The organism is Alteromonas sp. ISO5, from assembly GCF_058105165.1.
Genome location: NZ_CM176572.1, coordinates 1,135,716 through 1,156,338, shown reverse-complemented (window position 1 = coordinate 1,156,338; position 20,623 = coordinate 1,135,716). Strand labels below are relative to the sequence as shown.

The following is a 20,623-nucleotide window of genomic DNA, read 5'->3' as shown; positions in this document are numbered from 1 at the left end:
TTAACTTAAAGATTGGCAAATACTTTGCGCGCCGCGTCAAGTGTGGCGTCGACAATGTCCTGAGTATGCAGTTTAGATACGAAGCCCGCTTCATAAGAAGCTGGCGCCAGGTACACCCCTTCGTTCAGCATGCCGTGATAAAACTGCTTAAACCGTTCCTGATTGCAGTTAATGGCCTGCTGGTAATTTACTACCTTATCGACATCAGTGAAGAATAAACCGAACATGGATCCGGCGTGGTTAGTGGTGAAAGGGATGCCGTTTTGATCGGCGATGGCCTGAAACCCTTCCACTAGCGCTTTGGTGCTGCTGAAGATCGGTTCATAAAGGCCGGGCTGGGCAATTTGTTCCATCGCCGCCAGGCCCGCTGCCATGGCGATAGGGTTGCCTGATAGGGTCCCAGCCTGATAGACAGGACCGGTCGGCGCAATATGGGTGAGAATGGACTTTTTACCACCAAATGCCCCCACCGGCATACCGCCGCCAATCACTTTGCCCAGGCAGGTCAGATCAGGCGTGATATCATAACGCTCCTGAGCGCCACCACGGCTAACCCTAAAGCCGGTCATAACCTCGTCAAAAATCAGTATTGCACCATGCTCATCGCAAATATCGCGTAAACCCTGTAAAAAGCCATCAACGGGCGGGATACAGTTCATATTGCCGGCTACCGGCTCAACAATAATGCAGGCAATATCATCGCCTACTTCAGCAAACACCTGTTTCACGCTATCGAGGTTATTATACTCAACGGTTAATGTGTGTTGTGCTACATCCGCCGGCACGCCAGGTGAGCTGGGCACGCCAAGGGTCAGGGCGCCAGAACCGGCTTTTACCAGCAGCGAATCGGCGTGACCATGGTAGCAACCTTCAAACTTCACCAGTTTGTTTTTACCCGTGTAACCACGAGCCAGGCGGATAGCTGACATGGTGGCCTCGGTGCCGGAGTTCACCATTCTGACCATTTCCATGGAAGGTACCAGCTCGCGGACTTTTTCAGCCATAATAATTTCGGCTTCGGTGGGTGCACCGAAGCTTAACCCGGAAGCGGCGGCATGGATGACGGCTTCACGAATTTTGTCGTTATTGTGGCCCAGTACCATGGGGCCCCAGGATTGCACATAGTCAATGTATCGCTTGCCATCCACATCATAGATGTACGGGCCATCTGCCTTTTCAATAAAGCGCGGAGTTCCGCCTACTGCTTTAAAGGCTCGCACAGGTGAATTTACGCCACCGGGAATAGAAAGTTGGGCGCGCTCAAATAGTTGTTCGGATCGTTGCATAATGTTTTAGCTCTTATTGCTATACCAGATGACAGGCTTTTCGTATTGACTCACCAGATTTTCCACGCCGAGCGTGAGAGCGAATAACGCCATACGCACTAATACGCCATTGTCGGTTTGTCTGAAAATCGCCAGATTAGGGTTGAGATTGAGGTCGTTATCCAGCTCGTTAGCCTCTGTACGGGAATCCCTCGGTAACGGATGCATAATAACGGTTTTAGATTGAAAATGCCGGGTGTAAATCGACTGATTTAAGCGGAATTTGCCGCGGTATTTATTTGCCTCGTCCTGCGACGGGAAGCGTTCTTCCTGAATGCGGGTCTGATAACAAATATCGGCGTCCATGTTCCCTTCAAGTTGCTCGGTGACTTGTAAGGAGTGACCGGCGTTTTCGATGGCTTCCAGAATATACTCCGGCATTGCCAATTCTTTGGGAGAAATTAAAGTAAAACGAATATTCTTGAATAAACAAAGCAGTTTAGACAGGGAATGGACGGTACGTCCGTAACGTAAGTCACCAATCATCGCAATGTGCAGGCCATCAATTGTTTTGTTATTGAACTGCAGTTCCCGTTTAATGGTAAATAAATCAAGTAAGGCTTGGGTAGGGTGTTCATTGGCACCGTCACCACCGTTTAACACTGGTACCCGGCTGCCTTGGGCAAATTCTGCAACCGAGCCAGCAGCCGGATGGCGCATGGCAATAATGTCGGAGTAGCCACTAAGTACCCGGGCTGTGTCATACAGGGACTCCCCTTTAGCCAGCGCGGAATTAGCCATACCAGTGGTTTCCCGTACTTCACCACCGAGTAGGTTAAAGGCAGTACCAAAGCTCACCCGGGTTCGGGTACTGGGTTCAAAAAACAGGTTACCCAGAATTGCCCCATCAAGAACAGTGGTTCTCTTTTGGCGTTTGGCGTAGGGTTCCATGCTTTGGGCTACACTGAAAACCCGTTCTATCGCATCACGATCGAACTGAGAAACAGAAAGAATATGATTACCGGTGAAACTCGACATAGATTTAGCTGCGGCCTTATTGATTTGTGGCTAGTGTAGCAAAAATCGCTAACTGCCGTGCGGATTATCGTTGCGCGGGATCATATCCCTGTGTGTAAATCTTGCCAAGATTGACGTGTTAAATATATTCCCTCAGTGTCGCGTCGGGAGCATGATAAACTATATACTCAAATCCGTCGTTTAAATGAATAATACAGCGTATGCCAAAGCCCGACAAAATGACGCGCAAGGCCCGATCTGAGCCCACTCGGGAGGGAGGCCAGAACAAGGCTGGGTGGTGGTCAACAAACTGCCCGTTCTGTCAACGTATGCGTCTGTATGTGATTTGGACAGTATTAATGTTTGTGGTGTATTTCTATGTCTTCCAGCGATGATTATATCTTTATCCGTTCTACGGCCAAACGCAACGGCCTGACCACACTGCTGATTGGTATGGCCGTATTGCTGATTGCTTCGGTGGCGTTGAGTATGAGCCCTGACTGGGTGTTTTTACCCCTTATCTTTGCGGTAAGTGGTGGCATCGTAACTATGTTAGTGGGCTGGTTTAAACTGCGGGAACCACCGCATAGTCTGGCCATTAGTCGTGATAAAGTGAGCTACCAGCATCGCTGCGGTCAATGGCATATTGCCTGGGATGATATTCAGCGGGTAGATTGTCCCCGGGTTAATCGCGGGCTGGGCCATGACACCCTGGAGCTGGTGGGCTTTAAATTAAAACGGTACGACGAATTTTTACTGACCATCTCGCCACGTCTGGCGTCGCACATCATTATTGAACAACGGCCACTGATGGTACACGCTCAGGATAAGTCCTGTTCGACGGGTGGCTGCTACAGCAGCAGTTTATTTGAAGATAAACCCTTCGTGTTGGAAAACGGCCAGACCCTAACCGGTATCAAGGCAATTCTAGCTAATCGCATGACAGCCGTGAGAAAGGCACTGGGGTATGATGTGTTTATTTCTGCCAGCGAGTTAGACCGCGAGCCAGGCGAGTTTGTCGGACTTTTACGCGAATGTCAGGTGGCACGATTGCGGGATCCCGCCTAGTTGGAATTAAACGTGCTGTTGTCCTGAATAAATTTATTGGCCTGGGCTGCAGCGATTTCGCACTCCAGAATGATGGTTGGCAGCATCTCTGCTACTTCGTAATGATTGCCCAGTTTAAGGGCTGACTCCATCTCATTGGCCAGCGCCTGGAGCTTAGGGACACCGGTATAGCAACAGGCCCCGTGCAAACGGTGAATTTCGTCCTGCACTCCTTTGTAATGGCGGGCATCCCACTGGCTTCTTATTACTTCGGTAGCCTGCGGTAAATGAGCGATAAACTCACCCAACAGTTCCATTGCTAAATCCCGGTTTTGATTGGCTCGTTTCAGAGCAAGCTGCCAGTCCAGCGTCGGCAGTGCCATTGCACTGCTGTCCACGCCCTGACACCAGCGTTTGATAAGGGTGATAAGGGTTGAAAACTCAATGGGTTTGGGCAGGTAGTCTTCCATGCCCGATGACAGCAGGCGTTCCTGTTCTTCCTTAAAAGCATGGGCAGTTACGGCTATAATCGGCGTGCCTGCATTAAGCGGCGTTTTGCGAATGTGCCGGGTCGCCTGAATCCCATCCATCCCCGGCATCTGCACGTCCATCAGGATTAAATCAAACTCTTCATTTTTACAGCGATTTACCGAGTCCTGACCACTGGTGGATAGGGTTAGTTGCACTGGTGAGTCAGCCAGCCAGGTATCCAGCAGTTTGAGGTTCATGTCCATATCGTCCACCGCCAGAATGCGGGCTTTAGGCAGGGTGTTGAGTTTGCTTTGCTGGGTGGACGCTTTCTCTTTAATGTTGCCGTGGACAATCCCGTCCAGTTTGGTAATGGTTAGTGGCATTCTCACCTGAGCCTCAAAGTCTTCGATATAGGCTGGGTAATCTGTCAGTGGCTCGTCGCCCGAATACCATAAAACCCGCTTGGTGGCGTTAAATACACATAATGCTTCGAGCATCTGCTCACGATCGGTTTTTTTCAATGTTGGCAGGGTAGCAAACAGGTAATCAAATTCTTCTTGAAGGAACTTAAGATGGGCGATGGATTCCACGCAATACACCCTGGCCCCCAGGCTAATCATCATTTGCGCACTGGCGCGGCGGCTCTCCGGATGCGGATCAAAAATTAATACCCGTTTGTTAAGCCACTCAGGTAATGGTGAGAGCGCGTAACGCTGGCTTAACTGGTTGGTTCGCAGCACCACGGTAAAGGTACTGCCTTGTCCCGGTGCTGTTTTAAGCGCCAGGTGGCCGCGCATTAATTTAACCAGTTCCTGACAGATTACAAGGCCCAGGCCAGTACCCTGGTAGCTGCGGTTGAGCGCGTCATCGATCTGTGAAAATGCACTGAACAGTTTGTTTTTATCCTTGCGGCTAATACCAATGCCGGTATCCTCGACCTTAATTTCCAGCTCATGAATACCGTGTTGCAGTGCCTTACCTGCAACGGCCAGTTTGATATAGCCAGACGAAGTAAACTTCAGGGCATTACTCAACAGGTTGTTAAGGATTTGGCGGATACGGAAGACGTCACCAATTAACTTTTCCGGTAATGGGCCCAGTTCGAGAATAAACTCCAGCCCTTTCATATGTGCTGACTTAGACATAATGGTCACCATCTCTTCAATCAAAGAGTTGGGTGAGAAGGGCTGATTGTTGATTTGCAGTTTACCGGCTTCGATTTTTGAGAAATCCAGCACGTCATTAACAATGGTGAGCAGGTTATCGGCTGCAGTGTTGATGATCCTTACCTGTTCCATTTTATCAACCGGCAGCGTCAGGTTAGTGAGCTCTTTACTGAAACCTAAAATGGCGTTCAGAGGTGTGCGGATCTCGTGACTCATATTGGCCAGGAATTGTGACTTTACATTACTGGCTTTAATGGCGTCTTTACGGGCGATATCGAGCCGTGCATTTTGCTCTTCTATTAGCTCCATATTGTGGCGCAGTTCGTCGGTGGCCTGGCTGACTTCGTTTTCAAGCTGGCTGCGGCTCTTCTCCATCAGCGCAATGGAAAAGAGGCCTGCTTCACAAAAGACCGCCACCTGAAAACAATAGGTGGTAAGCAGATTGGACGGCAAAATCCCCACCAGACTAAGCATGCCTACGATGGCGCCGGTGGCCAGAATACCCCAGGCATAAATAAAATAGCGCGCCGGTCGGTAGCGTTTTCCATAGGCTTCAAAGCCCGCTGCAATGTAACTGGTAATCGACAACATACCAATGCCATAAACCAGGTTATGCTCCCAAACCGGTGGGAAGATATTGACCAGCGTGGTCAGCCCCATCAAGCCCTGTAACCATAAAAAAGCCACTACCACCGGATGAATGGACGGTGAGTTTGTTTTGGTGTCCAGAAATATCAGCGAGAAAACGCCGGAACTGATGCCTATCAATGAGAAAATCAGCGACGTATAGGGAGATAGCAGCGGTGACAAGGTATCAGAAAAGAAAAAGTCGATATGGCCGCCCCAGACAAATTGCCAGACCAGCACAGTGACAATATAAGCTACATAAGCAATCAGGCTTGGCTCCCGGGAGCCAAAATAGAGCACCAGGTTGTAGATGGCCAGTATGAACAGCCCGCCATAGAACAAGCCCCAGATGAGGTTATCTATCTGGCTGATGCGTATTTCTGCCGTCTCAGACATAACATAAATCGGCGCTATCAGGCTGGAGGAATCGCTTTGTACGCGGATAAACAGTTCTGCTTCTTCACCAATGGGGATACTGGTATTAAAGGTTGGAACGCGGTAAAGCTGTTCGCGCTGCAACTTACCCTGGTGACTTTGTGATACCACCTCGTTGTTAATCACCAGGTAAAAATCAACCGTATCGAGCTGACTGAAGTTTAATGAGAAAACCCAGTCACTGTAGTGCGACAGGTTCGACAGCTCAGCATGTAGCCACAGACCTTTATCGCTGAAGCCATAGTTGGGATTATTGTCGGCCTGGTAAATAAATTCGTGACGACGTTTAAGGATTTCACTGATAGTAAAGGGCGAAGACTGCTCATGCTGAATAGCGAAGTTGTCGGCCAGTAGCTGGGTTTGTTCCCCGTCATACAGGTGCACACCGGCGTGCACTGGCAGACTTAGCCAGGTAAGCAGGAGTAACCAGCGGATCACGGATAATTTGCCGTTCAAAATGAGTGCGCCTTTGAATACAGGTGGCGGTTGCCGAACGCTTATTAAACCTTAACTTTGGCTCGTCTGCAAAAGCTTGATTGAATAAGGATTAATCTGCCCGGGGTGACGGAGATGAGCTATTGCGCTTCATGGCGGATTCACTCACAATGGGGTGAGAATCATTGCGGCAACTCACACTCCCCCGGCGGATTGGTGTAAATAATAAGACGAGAATAAAACAGTACCCATGAGCGACGAAATTACCATTAACCAAGACGGTGTCGAACAGCTCCCCATTCGACGATTTACTGAAGACGCTTATCTGAATTACTCCATGTATGTCATCATGGACCGCGCGTTACCCAATATTGGTGACGGCCTCAAACCGGTGCAGCGTCGTATTATCTATGCGATGTCCGATCTGGGCTTGAGCTCTACAGCCAAGTACAAAAAGTCAGCCCGTACCGTGGGTGATGTACTGGGTAAATTTCACCCGCATGGTGATTCTGCCTGTTACGAAGCTATGGTCCTCATGGCCCAGCCCTTCTCTTACCGCTATCCGTTGGTCGACGGCCAGGGCAACTGGGGGGCACCGGACGATCCTAAGTCGTTTGCCGCTATGCGTTATACCGAGGCACGGCTGTCTAAATTCAGTGAAGTATTGTTGTCAGAGCTGGGGCAGGGAACCGTCGACTGGATCCCAAACTTTGATGGTACGCTAAATGAACCGCAGGTGCTGCCGGCGCGTTTGCCGCATATCCTGCTTAATGGCGTAACCGGTATTGCAGTGGGTATGGCCACCGATATTCCGCCCCACAACGTGCGTGAAGTCGCTAATGCTTGTGCGCGATTGCTGGACAACAGCAAAACTGAGTTACATGAATTACTCGAGGATATTCAGGGGCCTGACTACCCCACCGATGCTGAAATTATTACCCCGCGCAGTGATATTCGTAAGCTCTACGAAACCGGGCGCGGCAGTATTAAGATGCGCGCTAAGTATCACGAAGAAAATGGCGATGTGGTCATTACCGCGCTGCCGCACCAGTCTTCCGGTGCGAAAATTCTGGAACAGATTGCCGGCCAGATGCAAGCCAAAAAGTTACCCATGGTCAGCGATCTGCGCGATGAATCGGATCATGAAAACCCTACCCGGCTGGTGGTGGTGCCGCGTTCTAACCGGGTTGATACCGAGCAATTGATGCAGCATTTGTTTGCCACTACTGACCTGGAAAAAAGTTACCGCGTTAATCTCAATATGATTGGCCTGGATGGCCGACCGCAGGTAAAAGACTTAAGGACAATCCTGACCGAGTGGCTGGTTTTCAGGAAAGACACAGTCACCCGTCGTTTACAGTATCGATTGGACAAGGTACTGGCCCGGTTGCATATTCTTGAAGGTTTAATGATTGCCTTTTTGAATATCGACGAGGTGATTGAAATTATCCGCTTTCACGATGAGCCCAAAGCGGAGTTAATGCGTCGCTTTAGCCTGAGTGACAAGCAGGCCGAAGCCATCCTGGAATTAAAACTGCGCCACCTTGCTAAGCTCGAAGAAATGAAAATTCGGGGTGAGCAGGAAGAACTGGAAAAAGAGCGTGACCATCTGCAGCAGTTACTCGGCTCCGACCGCCGTTTAAAAACCCTGATGAAGAAAGAAATTCTGCAAGATGCTGAAACCTATGGTGACGACCGCCGTTCACCTATTGTTGAACGAGCAGAAGCCAAGGCACTGAGTGAGAAAGAGCTGGTACCCAGTGAAGCAGTAACCGTCGTGTTGTCGGACAAAGGCTGGGCACGTTGTGCCAAAGGACATGATATTGATGCCGAGGCCTTAAGTTATAAGTCGGGGGATAAATACCTCGCCAGTGCCCAGGGACGCAGTAATCAGCCAGTGGTGTTTATCGATACCTCCGGGCGGGCATTCTCCTGTGATGCCCATGGCTTGCCATCCGCGCGCAGTCAGGGAGAGCCGTTGACCGGTCGCTTCAGTGTGGTGGCCGGAGAACAGTTTAGTCATGTGGTGATGGGCAGCGATGACGGTAAGTATCTGATGGCCTCTGACGCTGGCTACGGCTTCGTCGGCACGTTTGCTGATATGGTCAGCAAAAATAAAGCGGGTAAAGCCTACCTTAATCTGCCGACTGGTGCCAGGGTGCTTGCCCCGCAGCGGGTGGATAACCTGGAGACCGACTGGTGCATGGCTATTTCAAACGAAGGGCGTATGTTGCTGTTTCCATTGCGGGATCTGCCGAGTCTTGGTAAAGGTAAGGGCAATAAGCTTATCAGTATCCCATCGGCCAAGGCGCAAATCCACGAGGAGTATGTCAAAGTGCTCGCGGTAGTACCGGAAGGCGCGGCAGTAAAAATTACCGCGGGTAAACGGAGTATGACCCTGAGCGCTGAAGATCTGGTGCACTATCAGGGGGAGCGCGGCCGTCGGGGCAATAAACTGCCTCGCGGTTTACAGCGCGTTGACCAAATCGATATTGAAATCTAACCGGTATATGCGCCCTCGTCAGGCAGGGCGCGTGCTTTTCTGCAGCGCACATCTCTACTGCTATCACCTTTAGTCTAAAAATCATATTTTATCGGGCAATTTCCGTGTGCTTTCAGCGACTTCTTCTACACTTTATAGTGGATTTAAGGAGAGTCTTTATGCTCGGAATTGTGTTCACCTCGCTGGTGGAAATGCTCGAGAACAATATCTCACCGGAGTTTGCCGACGAAGTGTTGGTTGAGGCAAACCTGGAGAATGACGGTGCTTTTACCGCGGTTGGTTATTATCCTTTCAGTGAACTGCTAAAAATTATGCTGGTACTGGTAAATAAGACCGGCCGTCCACTGAACGATTTACTTTACGAATACGGTCAGTACCTGTTTACGGTGTTATCGGCCGGTCACGCCGACATGATGGCCAACCGTCACTCTGTACTGGAGATTCTCGATTGTCTGGATGATGATATCCATGTGCAGGTCAGGAAGTTATATCCGGATGCTGATCTGCCTTCTTTTAAAGTGCTTGAGCGCACTCCTGAGAGTATTAAAATGGAATACTATTCCATACACGATCTCTACGCGCTTGCTGAGGGGCTTATCGACGGTGCAGGCGCCTATTTTTCGCAACAGGCAGAGCACCAGGTTACGCCAACCGCAGTGCCGCACACATACCATATAGACGTTAAATTAATTGTATCGTGAATGAAATGTCATCCTCCGCTGCCAGTGTTGCCAGCCTGAATCGACGGCTGGAGCGGGAAAAGGCGGCTAGAAAACAAGCCGAAACCCTGCTCACAGAAAAGAGCCAGGCACTTTATGATTCGCTGACCACAAGTCGCGGCGACCAGGAAAAACTTGAACTGGCGTTATGGGCCAGTCAGGAGAGTTATTTTGAGTGGCATGCAGAGGATGATGCTTTCATCATCCGCTCATACGGCTTACGGCAGAAGCAGCTGCGCGAAGTTAAACAAAATGCCATCGCGCTGATGCGCCGGGTCCATGCAGATGATTTGCCTCAGGTTCAGCTCATCTGGTCTATGGCGGTTAACGGTGAAAGCGACGATATCGAACTGATTTGCCGGATTCGAGGGGTGGCTGGTTACCAATGGACCCGTGCTCGAGGCAAGGTACTGGAACGCGATAAAACCGGTACCGCCACCTATCTCGTTGGTATGGCTAAGGATAAAACCCGGGAACACCGCACTGAGCAGTCCTTTCAGCTCATGGCTTCAGCTTTTGCCAGTTCCCGCGAACCCATGCTGGTGTTGTCTACCAGCTTGCAAATTACCGAGTCAAATGAAGCGTTCAGGCGGTTAGCCAGGCTCGGTGATATTGAGACAACGGAAAAGCTGCGGTTGGACTATTTTCTTCGCGATGCCAGGGAGCCTTTGGAACGAATTAATCAGACTCGCCAGGAAAGTTTTGAAACTTTACTCAGTACCCGGGATGATCAGGATATTGCGGTTGACGTTTCACTCGCGGTATTCGAAGCAAAGCAGCAAAATTCTTCCTATTTAATCGCCACCTTGCGAGATATCAGTGAACGTAAGAAGAATGAACAACAATTCCACGAACTGGTCAATCACGACGATCTGACCGGTTTGAAGAATCGATTAGGTTTGCGCAGTGCCCTGGAGAAGCTGGTGGCTGAGGAACAACATTTCGTGTTGTCTTTCATCGATCTTGATGACTTTAAACAAATCAATGATATTGCCGGTCACGAGCTCGCAGATGAATGCTTACAGATTGTTGCGCGTTTGCTGGGTAATACGTTTCCAGCCTCTGCTATTGTTACCCGGTGGGGCGGCGACGAGTTTATTATCGCCAGCACAGAACTGGATAAGCAGGCCTTTCATCAGCTCAATCGGAATATGATCGACGCCCTGGAAAACCAGACCTTCAAAAACGGTAAAACCGAACTTACCTTGTCAGCCAGTATTGGTATAGCCATTTATCCCGAGGATGGAAGCAGTATCGAGTCGATTATTCAAAATGCCGATGCGGCTATGTACCGGGCTAAAACCAGCGGTAAGGGCCGTGTGTTTGAATACCACGATGGCCTCACGGAGCATGTGAAAGAACAGGTGTCGTTGCTCAGTGATTTGCGCAGAACCATTCGCAACCGCGGATTGGAGTTTTATTTGCAGGGCAAATATAACGTGGCGGGCAGTCTGATTGGTGCTGAACTACTATGCCGCTGGTTCTCGCCACTACACGGCATCGTCAGCCCCTGCGTATTCATTCCGCTGGCTGAGCAACACGGTCTGGATATGGATATCGGGCTGATTGCCCTGGAGTCGGCCTGTGAATATATCAGCATGCTGGAGACCGAGCGCATTAGTCTGCCGCTGTCGGTAAACATCAGTGCTAATCAATTATTGAGTGAATCCTTTGCTGATGATGCTGCGGCTATTTGTGCAGAGCATTTTGTTTCGCCCGAGCTGGTAGAAATTGAAATCACAGAGTCGATTTTCATCCAGGATGAAGCTGCTGCCATTAAAGGGTTGGCGGCATTAAAAGCGCATGGATTTGTTATTGCTCTGGACGACTTTGGTTCAGGTTTTTCGTCGCTTAGCTATTTGCGCAAGTTTGACTTTGATGTGATAAAGCTGGACCGCAGTCTGGTAAAAGGAATTGATGCTTCTGAGCGGGCGCGTTCGTTGTTGAAAGGGGTTTTCAAAATGCTCGACAGTTTACGCCTGGAGGTCATTATTGAAGGGGTGGATAATTCTGCTTACCTGCCATTATTGGAAGATATAGGTATTAATGCTTACCAGGGCTTCTTGTTTGAAAAGCCACTGCCCTACGAGCAGTTCATATTTAAACATACCCAGGGCTGGCGTATGGTGAAGTAAAATGCAAACACAGCCGAGGGTAACTGGCCCGGCTGTGTTTTAGAAGGTTAACGCGCGTTGGTGCTTTCGAAAATCTTATCGGCAGACGCTTCTACAAAGCCCTGATAAAGCTTGCCATCGGGCATGGTGTAACGCTGGGCAAATTCATAGAAGCAACTGGGGATATTCAGGGTGGCATCACTGAATGCCAGTTCGTACTCATCTGCCATGGTAGATGACTGAGCCAGGAAAACTGACTCGCCGCCTTTGATTTCTCCACCAGACGTATTTAATACAAAACCGGCCTCTTTCAGCAGAGTGTTTACATCGGCCAGGGTGTCTATATTGTTCAGGTGATTCACACTCACGGTGAAGTGGTTAGCTCTGAAGCCCCACGCGGCCAGCCAACCGGCATATTCCGACTCGCTGATGAGCGACTGGTACTCTTCGGTTGACAACTGCCAGTGACGGCCTGAATAGAGAAAGTTTTCGGCGTTAACCACACTGGCAGGCATTTGCTCTACCAGGGCGTGGATAATGCGCTGTGTCTCGGTAGATAACTCATCTACCCGCAGTTCGCTGATGAACACTTTGGGGACCGTCGGGTCCGGGTGTTCGAAATGCTGTGCGGTGACCTTTTTGGCTTTAAAATCGTAGTCCCCCTTTACTTCATAACCCAGTGCCAGAAAATGAGCAGCCAGGTGAGAAAGTCGGGTTTTATCCAGCGCAAAGGTACGAAACGCCACGTGGTCGTTAACGATTTGCGGGCTGTTTTCTTCGCCCGCCAGTAATTTATGAATGCGCAGCGCACTGGGTGTAATGCTAACGTAATCTTTCCAGAGCGCAGAAAATAGGGTATCGGTTGTCTTATGCATGACGAATCTTTGTCCTTATTCGAGATCTAATCCAGGGTTCAGGGCGCCAGGTAAAGTGACTTTATCCAGCTCTACTGAAGCGACCGGGTAAGCGCAGTAGTCTGCCGCGTAATAAGCACTGGCGCGATGATTACCACTTTCACCAATACCACCGAAAGGAGCAGCACTGCTGGCGCCGGTTATAGGGCGATTCCAGTTTACGATCCCGGCCCGGATGTGAGCAAAGAAATGCTGATAATCCGCTTCGTTATCGCTTAACAGTCCGGCCGATAAACCAAAGCGTGTGTTATTAGCCTGGGCAATGGCGGTATCAAAATCGGTATAGCGAATGATCTTCAGTAACGGGCCAAAGTGTTCTTCATCTTCCATAGTGTCGGCAATAGTGGTGACATCCACGATTCCCGGTGTTACCAGACCGGTTTGTTCATCAAGGTGTTTAAGCGGCTCCAGTGCTTTGGCTCCAGCGTCTAATAATTGCTGTTGAGCTGCTACCATCCCTTTGGCAGCCGCGGCACTGATCATTGCACCCATAAACGGTTGTGGCTCAGCATCGTAATGACCCACCGAAATCTTGCGGGTTGCATTAACCAGGGCTTCAACTAACTCATCACCAGCCGCATTGGCAGGGATAAACAGGCGTCGGGCACAGGTGCAGCGCTGTCCTGAGGTCACAAATGCCGACTGGATGATGTCATGCACGGCGGCTTTGGTGTCGGCCACCTCAGTAACGATGAGAGGATTGTTGCCACCCATTTCCAACGCCAGGATCTTACCCGGATGGCCGGCAAATTGTTCGTGCAGAAATTTCCCGGTGCGTGAGCTGCCGGTAAAGAATAAACCGTCGATTTGAGGGTGTGAAGCCAGCGCTTTGCCGGTTTCTACTTCACCCTGAACCAGGTTAAGGACGCCTGTCGGAATGCCAGCTTGCTCCCACAGTTTAACGGTAGCTTCAGCGACAGCCGGGGTTAAATCACTCGGTTTAAACACGACGGTATTACCGGCGATCAGCGCTGGCACGATGTGACCGTTTGGCAGGTGGCCCGGGAAGTTATACGGTCCGAAAACCGCTACTACACCGTGGGGCTTATGGCGAATGAATGCCTTGCCCACTGGCATAGGGTTTTCTACCGTGCCGGTACGCTCAAAGTAAGCTTTTTCTGAGATGGCAATTTTGCCAATCATAGCGCCAATTTCGGTGGCGGTTTCCCACAGTGGCTTACCGGTTTCTTGCGCAATCAGTGCTGCCAGTTGTTGTTTGTTTTCGCCCAGTAATTCGGCAAATGTTTTAATCAGTGACAGGCGCTCTTCAACGGTTTTGGCCGACCATTGAGGTAACGCCTCGCGAGCGGCGTTGAGGGCACTGTCTACCTGTTTAGCAGAGGCGGCCTGGCCGCGCCAGAAGGTTTGATTTTTGGTCGGGTCGACCGAAGTAATTGGAGAACCTTCTCCGGCAACCCACTGCCCATTAATAAAATGAATGGCTTGTTGCATGATTTCTGTCCTGATGCTGTTGTAATTGTGTATTGATATCAGTTGCGGGGTTTGACACTCGCGAACCGAATTGAGTCGCCTTCTTCCACGTCTAACGACGCTGCGGCTTTGTGAGAAAGCACTGCCCGGCCGGTCTGTTCATCGACACTGAGATCGGCAACCACCGCTCTGAAATCGGCGATTTTAGTATTAATGATGTAGCATAATTCGCCGTCCTGTGCGGCTGACTGGTCGTCGATATGCACAGTCGCACGGCGACTACGCTGTGCGGTATTGATATGGCTTAGCCGGGCTTCCACCGTAGGGCCACCGTCGAAGATGTCTACATAACCTCGGCAACTAAAACCTTCTTCTTGGAGCAGACGCAAGGCAGGTTCGGTCTTTTGGTGAACTTTGCCAATGACATTCTGGGCTTCCTGGCTGAGCAGATTGACGTATATCGGATACTTCGGCATCAGCTCGGCAATGAACACCTTATTACCGATGCCGGTCATGTAATCTGCGGTAGGGAAGTCCATGGAGAAGAAGTGCTCTTCAAGCCATTCCCAGAATGGCGAGCTTCCATTTTCGTCGCTGACACCGCGCATTTCGGCAATCACAATTTCTGCGAAACGCTCGCGGTGCTCTTCCATAAACAAAAACCGTACTTTGGATAAGAATCGACCGTTCACGCCATTGCGGGCATTTTCCCGCAAGAACAGGGTGCAGATTTCGCTCACCCCGGTGTAGTCGTTACAAAATGTAAGGATCTCAACCGTGTTATGGATATTGAGTTCACGGGAAGCATGCACCACCTTACCCAGGTGGTAGTGATAAAAAGCATCGTCAGTGCCTACCGCGGCTTCAATACCCGTTGTACCAACGACCTCGCCGGTAACGATATCTTCCATAACGAACAGGTACGACTCATTGCCAGGTACCGACACATCGCGGCTGAACGCGTCCAGTGACTTGCCGATTTTGCGTTTGAGCAGACCCTCATTAACCGGCAGCGACGTGAAGCCGATGCCGGATTCTTCTGCTACTGCATACAGGGCGTCATAATCACTCGATCGGATAGGGCGAATAATGTACATGAGCAATTCCCGGTTAATTAGCGCGCCGCTACCACGCTCTCAATAGCACGGTCAAAACGAGCCAGACCCTCGGCGATGTCTTCGTCCGGAATAACCAGAGACGGAGCAAAACGAACTACGTTAGCGCCGGCTACCAGACACATCAGTTGTTGCTCGGTTGATGCCTCGAGGAATTTACGTGATTCGCCTTTGAAGTCGTCGTTTAATGCGCAGCCCAACAGCAGACCCTTGCCACGAATTTCGGCAAACACTTTGTACTTGGCATTGATGGTTTCCAGGGTGTCACGGAACAGCTGTTCTTTTTGTTTAACGCCGTTAAGTACTACCGGATCGTTAACAATATCAAAGGTGCGCTCGGCCACGGCGCATGCTAACGGATTACCACCATACGTGCTGCCGTGAGTGCCTGGTTTAAGGTGTTGGGCAATGGCTGTGGTGGTGAGCATTGCGCCTATCGGGAAACCGCCGCCAAGGGCCTTGGCGCTTGTCAGGATATCCGGCACCACGTCCAGGCCCATATAGGCGTAAAGGTGGCCGGTACGACCTACACCTGATTGGACTTCATCGAAAATCAGCAGTGCGTTGTGCTTGTCGCACAGTTCGCGAACGCCCTTAACAAAGGCCGGGTCGGGGGAAATGATACCGCCTTCACCCTGCAGGGGCTCCATCATGACCGCACAGGTTTCATCTGAAATCAGGGATTCAAAGGCTGCCAGGTCGTTGTAATCACAATGCTCAACAGCGCCGGGCTTTGGTCCGAAACCATCAGAGTAAGCCGGTTGACCGCCTACGGTAACCGTAAAGAAAGTGCGGCCATGGAAGCCCTGCGTAAATGCGATGATTTTTTGTTTATGTTCACCAAATTGCTCCAGGGCGTAACGACGGGCCAGTTTCAAAGCCGCTTCGTTAGCTTCTGCACCCGAGTTAGCGAAATAGACACGCTCAGCAAAGGTATGGTCAGTGAGCTTTTTCGCCAGTCGCAATGCAGGCTCATTGGTGAAAACGTTACTCAGGTGCCATAATTTCTGACCCTGTTCAGTTAAGGCATTAACCAGCTCCGGGTGACAGTGCCCCAGTGCATTTACGGCAATACCGCCGGCGAAATCAATAAACTCGTTACCTGCCTGATCCCAAACTCGCGAACCCAGACCACGCACCGGTACCATTTTGGCCGGGTTGTAGTTAGGAACCATGACTTGATCAAACATTTCGCGGGTTACCTGCATTTTTTCACCTCTAACTGTTAGTTATCGCCATCAGTTCGCGACTTTGAGGCCGGCGAATTTATGGCTTTCATTCGTTTTTAAGCGCTCCAGTATGCCACCATAAAAAGCTGTTGTCTTGTCTATTACCTTTCCTGAAAGGCAGTAAAATCAAGGGGTCTGTCACTTATTGCATAAAATGTGAATAACTATCCAAATATGTGAATATGTTGGTGTCGGGGCAAAAATATCGGCGCATTCTGCGCCATGCTGGTTATAGTCAGATTTTGGCCTGTAAAACATACTTTACGGCTGAATGATTATGAATCGATGGAATTAGTGCAGTGTTTGGCTTTATCGCGGTGTTCTGCTGTTTTGATTGCTCACAGATCGGTCAGAATAGGCAGTTGGTGGAGCGTCTGAGTATTCAGTTGTTGCAGTAAATCCGGCGCAATCGCACAACCTGCAATGAACTTTTCACTTTCATCTTCAAGAAACAGATTGTTGTCTTTTAACATCCGGTACTTGGCGTAATAGCGGGATTGTTGCAATACGCGTGTGAGTGGGTCGGCATCATCCGGCAGTACGTCCTGTAAGACCTGCTGCATGGCACTGGTATAGTCGAGGCGCTTAAATACCATGTATTCAAACAAGTGCAGGGCGGCTTTGTCGCTGTGTTCATCAATCAATGGCAGCAAGCGTTTCGGATCCGGTACCAGTTGAATCAGCGCTGAGTGCAAATCACGTAATTTAGCCTTTTGTGCATGGCGTAAAAAGTCCAGATGAACCTGTTCGAACAAACGAAAATACAATTTGATAATGGCACTGCGACCTAACTGGCTGAAGAGAGTCAGTGTATAAGCTTCAAAAGGTTTAACCTTGTAACTGCTGGCAATGGTTTGAGCCGTTCTTGCACATATCAGGCTGTATTCCCAGACCTTGTGTTTAATTTGAGGGAAAGGGTCGCTTATCTGGGGCAAAGTTTGTTTATAAATTAACGCGGGAATGACCCGCTTTACGTTGTCGATACCGATGAAACTCAGAGCTGTCTTAAGGGTATCGACTGCTATCACATCGTCACGGGCGTCGCGGCGTCGGTATTGAGGCTGGTTTACCTGTTTGAGCAGCTCATCGACAAGCCAGGGAATATTGACAGCGATGGCTTCAACCTTACTGATCGTTGCCGACGGCGAGGCCAGTAAATCAATCAGGTCGGTGGTATGTTCTGACCAGTTCAGCAGGTTTTCACACACATCCTGAGTATCAGCCAGGGTTTGCAGTAACTTCTTATCAATAACTGAGTGCAACTGCTGGTTAATTTGTTGCACATAATTGGCCTGTATCTTGGCGGTTTCCAGCTTGTTTTTGATGGCGTCCTTTTCGACTTTGAGCAACTGACGGCGGGTAAAGCTTTGCTCTGATTCCGCGTAGCTGACCTCGCCGGGAGCGCGACGACCAACCATTGCTTTGGCCAGTTCAGGAGCCAGCAATAAATAATCAAATCGTTTAGCAAAAGCTGGAGGGGTCAATAACCGCTCTACCATGTCAATTCCGTTCCATCCATGTAATACCTGAACCTTAAACGTCTTATAATGCTAAGGATAGGACATGTTTGTGTTTGTAAAGGTAATCAGACCGTCGAAAAAAAGAATGACTTACACCGCGTTGTTCAGAGAAACGAGCTCACCGTTAAATTCTGATACACAATTAATATCGGCATCGGATTGTACAACCTTAGCCAGTAACAGAAAGTTTAGCAGAATTTGGTGGCCATATTCTGTGAGTAATGACTCTGGATGGTACTGAACGCCCCAGACGGGTAAATGCTGATGTTTTATTGCCATGATTTCCGGTGTTTCACCGTCATCGCTCCAGGCGACCACCTGCAGACATCCTGGGATGGTAGCGGGATCAATGATTAGGGAATGGTAGCGGGTTACCACAAAGTGTTCGGGGATATTGTTAAATAAGCTGTCGCCGTTATGCTTCACACCAGAGAGTTTGCCATGGCGTACCTGTAAGGCATTGGTAATCCTGGCACCAAAAACCTGGCCGATAGCCTGATGACCAAGGCACACGCCCATGATGGGAATATGACCGGCAAAATGGCGGATTATCTCCAGGCTGACACCTGATTCATTAGGCGTGCAGGGGCCTGGGGAAATCACAATAGCCTGAACCTTTGCCGGATCGATATCGGCCACAGTAATAGCATCGTTACGCACTACCTGCAGTGCACAACCCAGCTCCTGAAAATATCTTGCCAGGTTGTGACTAAAAGAGTCGTAATTATCGATCAGTAGTATCAAGGTTTAATCGGCTGCTTCAGGGCTTAGCAATAAAACCCAGCGCATCGTAGGTGGCCTTTAGGGTGGCGGCCGCCCGAACCTGGGCTTTCTCTGCGCCCTGGTGCATCACTTCATCAAGATAACCACGATCGGCGCGCAGGGCTTTATACCGTTCCTGCAGAGGTTCAATCAGTGCGACCACGGCATCGGCTACGTCTGATTTTAAATGACCGTACATTTTATCTTCGTATGCTGGTACCAGCTCATTAACGGTTTTGCCGGTAGCCAGTGACAGGAGTGTGAGTAAGTTCGTCACCCCTGGCTTTTCAGTCCAGTCAAAATAAATACGAGCCTGCTCGTCTGAGTCAGTCACTGCACGTTTAATTTTCTTGGCGACTTTTTTCGGATCTTCCAGCAAGCCGATAAAGTTATTCGGGTTGGTGTCTGATTTAGACATTTTCTTATCCGGCTCCTGCAAGCTCATAATGCGGGCACCGAATTCAGGAATATAGGGCTCCGGGATACGGAAGGTGTCGCCGTATATGTTGTTAAATCGGGTAGCGATGTCGCGGGTGAGCTCCAGGTGCTGCTTCTGGTCTTCACCTACCGGCACCTCATTAGCCTGGTAGAGCAGGATATCGGCAGCCTGCAATACCGGGTAGCTATACAAGCCAACATTGATATTGTTGGTATTACGGGCCGATTTATCCTTGAACTGGGTCATGCGGTTTAGTTCACCCATTTGGGTAAAGCAGTTCAACACCCAGGAAAGTTGCGCGTGCTCAGGCACATGAGACTGCATAAACAATGTGCTTTTGGTTGGGTCGATGCCGCAAGCAAGATACAGTGCCAGGCCGTCCAGACAGGCTTCTTTCAGTTTGGCCGGGTCCTGACGCACCGTTATGGCATGCAAATCTACAATCATATAAAGACAGTCGTGAGTTTCCTGCATGGAGACCCACTGCTTCAGCGCACCCATATAGTTACCCAGGGTAAGCTGTCCGGAAGGCTGACAGCCACTTAATACGATTGGTTTTGCGCTCATTACTTGTTTACCTATTCACACTTAATTACTTAGAAGACACTGTTGCCAGTTTGTCACGCATTTGCTGGATAACGGCAGCATAGTCCGGCTGATTGAAGATTGCTGAACCGGCGACAAACATATCGGCACCGGCAGCGGCAATGGCTGCGATATTATCGACTTTAACTCCGCCGTCAACTTCCAAACGGATGTTTTGGCCGGATGCGTCGATTCGGGCTTTAACTTCTTGCAGCTTTTCCAACGTGCCGGGGATAAATGACTGGCCGCCAAACCCCGGGTTCACCGACATTAATAAAATGTGGTGTAATTTATCCATCACGTAGTCGAGATAGTGCAAGGGCGTTGCCGGATTAAATACCAGGCCTGGCTGACAACCTTTATCGGCGATGAGTTGCAGGCTGCGGTCTACATGCTGGCTGGCTTCCGGGTGGAAGCTGATATAACTGGCGCCAGCATCGGCAAACTGACTGATTAAGTCATCCACCGGCGATACCATCAAGTGCACATCTATAGGCGCAGTAATGCCATAGTCACGTAACGCAGAACAGATCATCGGCCCGAAGGTCAGGTTGGGTACGTAGTGATTGTCCATTACATCAAAGTGGACCACGTCAGCGCCGGCGTCGAGCACGCGCTGTACATCATCACCCAGACGGGCAAAATCCGCCGAAAGTATCGACGGTGCTATCAGGAATCGTTGCATGATTAACCCTTATAGACGGTGTAGGGAAACAGAGTAATACCGGGCGAGTGATGAGAAGCGCTGTTGTTATGTGATATGTACGACAAAACAAACACTTGGCCAGCGTATTTAGTGAGCTATATTTTAGCGGATTATCGTAACTGG

The 20,623-nt window shown here is 49.8% G+C and carries 15 protein-coding genes; 4 read left to right on the top strand and 11 right to left on the bottom strand.

Translation table 11 applies throughout. The annotated features are described in order from the left end of the window. Nucleotides 1-5: 5 nt before the first annotated feature. Together hemL and AC2T0J_RS05215 are read right to left on the bottom strand one after the other, a co-directional pair. Nucleotides 6-1,286, bottom strand: coding sequence for a glutamate-1-semialdehyde 2,1-aminomutase (gene hemL / locus AC2T0J_RS05220; protein WP_489809104.1), 1,281 nt, complete (start codon nt 1,284-1,286; stop codon nt 6-8). 6 nt (nt 1,287-1,292) lie between these two features. After that, on the bottom strand, nt 1,293-2,303 hold the full coding sequence (locus AC2T0J_RS05215) for an aspartate carbamoyltransferase (protein ID WP_489809103.1): 1,011 nt from the start codon (nt 2,301-2,303) through the stop codon (nt 1,293-1,295). Nucleotides 2,304-2,660: 357 nt separating this feature from the next. Here AC2T0J_RS05215 and AC2T0J_RS05210 point away from each other — a divergent pair, with 357 nt between their 5' ends. Beyond that, on the top strand, nt 2,661-3,350 hold the full coding sequence (locus tag AC2T0J_RS05210) for a DUF2982 domain-containing protein (protein ID WP_489809102.1): 690 nt from the start codon (nt 2,661-2,663) through the stop codon (nt 3,348-3,350). Here the strand turns inward: AC2T0J_RS05210 and AC2T0J_RS05205 are convergent. Continuing rightward, nucleotides 3,347-6,484, bottom strand: coding sequence for a hybrid sensor histidine kinase/response regulator (locus AC2T0J_RS05205; protein WP_489809101.1), 3,138 nt, complete (start codon nt 6,482-6,484; stop codon nt 3,347-3,349). The genes AC2T0J_RS05210 and AC2T0J_RS05205 overlap by 4 nt on opposite strands. A gap of 229 nt (nt 6,485-6,713) precedes the next feature. Here AC2T0J_RS05205 and parC point away from each other — a divergent pair, with 229 nt between their 5' ends. The 3 genes from parC to AC2T0J_RS05190 all read left to right on the top strand — a co-directional run bounded on the left by parC (nt 6,714) and on the right by AC2T0J_RS05190 (nt 11,820). After that, entirely contained in the window at nt 6,714-8,966 is a 2,253-nt protein-coding gene (gene parC, locus AC2T0J_RS05200; RefSeq protein ID WP_489809100.1) for a DNA topoisomerase IV subunit A, read from the top strand. A gap of 158 nt (nt 8,967-9,124) precedes the next feature. Further along, nucleotides 9,125-9,667: a heme NO-binding domain-containing protein gene (locus AC2T0J_RS05195; protein ID WP_489809099.1), complete on the top strand. Its 543-nt coding sequence runs from the start codon at nt 9,125-9,127 to the stop codon at nt 9,665-9,667. A gap of 5 nt (nt 9,668-9,672) precedes the next feature. Continuing rightward, nucleotides 9,673-11,820 carry a putative bifunctional diguanylate cyclase/phosphodiesterase gene (locus AC2T0J_RS05190; protein ID WP_489809098.1) on the top strand — a complete coding sequence of 716 codons (2,148 nt, stop codon included), beginning with the start codon at nt 9,673-9,675 and terminating at the stop codon, nt 11,818-11,820. 47 nt (nt 11,821-11,867) lie between these two features. On the opposite strand, the gene AC2T0J_RS05185 is transcribed toward AC2T0J_RS05190, so the two are convergent. The 8 genes from AC2T0J_RS05185 to rpe all read right to left on the bottom strand — a co-directional run bounded on the left by AC2T0J_RS05185 (nt 11,868) and on the right by rpe (nt 20,479). Next, the gene (locus tag AC2T0J_RS05185) at nt 11,868-12,674 is read right to left on the bottom strand and encodes a DUF1338 domain-containing protein (RefSeq protein WP_489809097.1); all 807 of its coding nucleotides are present in this window, start codon (nt 12,672-12,674) and stop codon (nt 11,868-11,870) included. A 15-nt stretch (nt 12,675-12,689) separates the two neighbouring features. Further along, complete coding sequence (gene astD / locus AC2T0J_RS05180; protein WP_489809096.1) at nt 12,690-14,165, bottom strand: succinylglutamate-semialdehyde dehydrogenase; 1,476 nt, start codon at nt 14,163-14,165, stop codon at nt 12,690-12,692. 38 nt (nt 14,166-14,203) lie between these two features. Further along, nucleotides 14,204-15,241 carry an arginine N-succinyltransferase gene (astA, locus tag AC2T0J_RS05175; RefSeq protein ID WP_489809095.1) on the bottom strand — a complete coding sequence of 346 codons (1,038 nt, stop codon included), beginning with the start codon at nt 15,239-15,241 and terminating at the stop codon, nt 14,204-14,206. Nucleotides 15,242-15,258: 17 nt separating this feature from the next. Beyond that, the gene (locus tag AC2T0J_RS05170; RefSeq protein ID WP_489809094.1) at nt 15,259-16,467 is read right to left on the bottom strand and encodes an aspartate aminotransferase family protein; all 1,209 of its coding nucleotides are present in this window, start codon (nt 16,465-16,467) and stop codon (nt 15,259-15,261) included. 359 nt (nt 16,468-16,826) lie between these two features. After that, a complete protein-coding gene (locus AC2T0J_RS05165; protein ID WP_489809093.1) occupies nt 16,827-17,987 on the bottom strand; it encodes an HDOD domain-containing protein in 1,161 nt (386 codons plus the stop codon). Between the two features lie 111 nt (nt 17,988-18,098). After that, on the bottom strand, nt 18,099-18,752 hold the full coding sequence (locus AC2T0J_RS05160; RefSeq protein WP_489809092.1) for an anthranilate synthase component II: 654 nt from the start codon (nt 18,750-18,752) through the stop codon (nt 18,099-18,101). A 16-nt stretch (nt 18,753-18,768) separates the two neighbouring features. Continuing rightward, entirely contained in the window at nt 18,769-19,776 is a 1,008-nt protein-coding gene (gene trpS / locus AC2T0J_RS05155) for a tryptophan--tRNA ligase (RefSeq protein WP_489809091.1), read from the bottom strand. Between the two features lie 25 nt (nt 19,777-19,801). Further along, the gene (rpe, locus tag AC2T0J_RS05150) at nt 19,802-20,479 is read right to left on the bottom strand and encodes a ribulose-phosphate 3-epimerase (RefSeq protein ID WP_489809090.1); all 678 of its coding nucleotides are present in this window, start codon (nt 20,477-20,479) and stop codon (nt 19,802-19,804) included. Nucleotides 20,480-20,623: the final 144 nt, after the last annotated feature.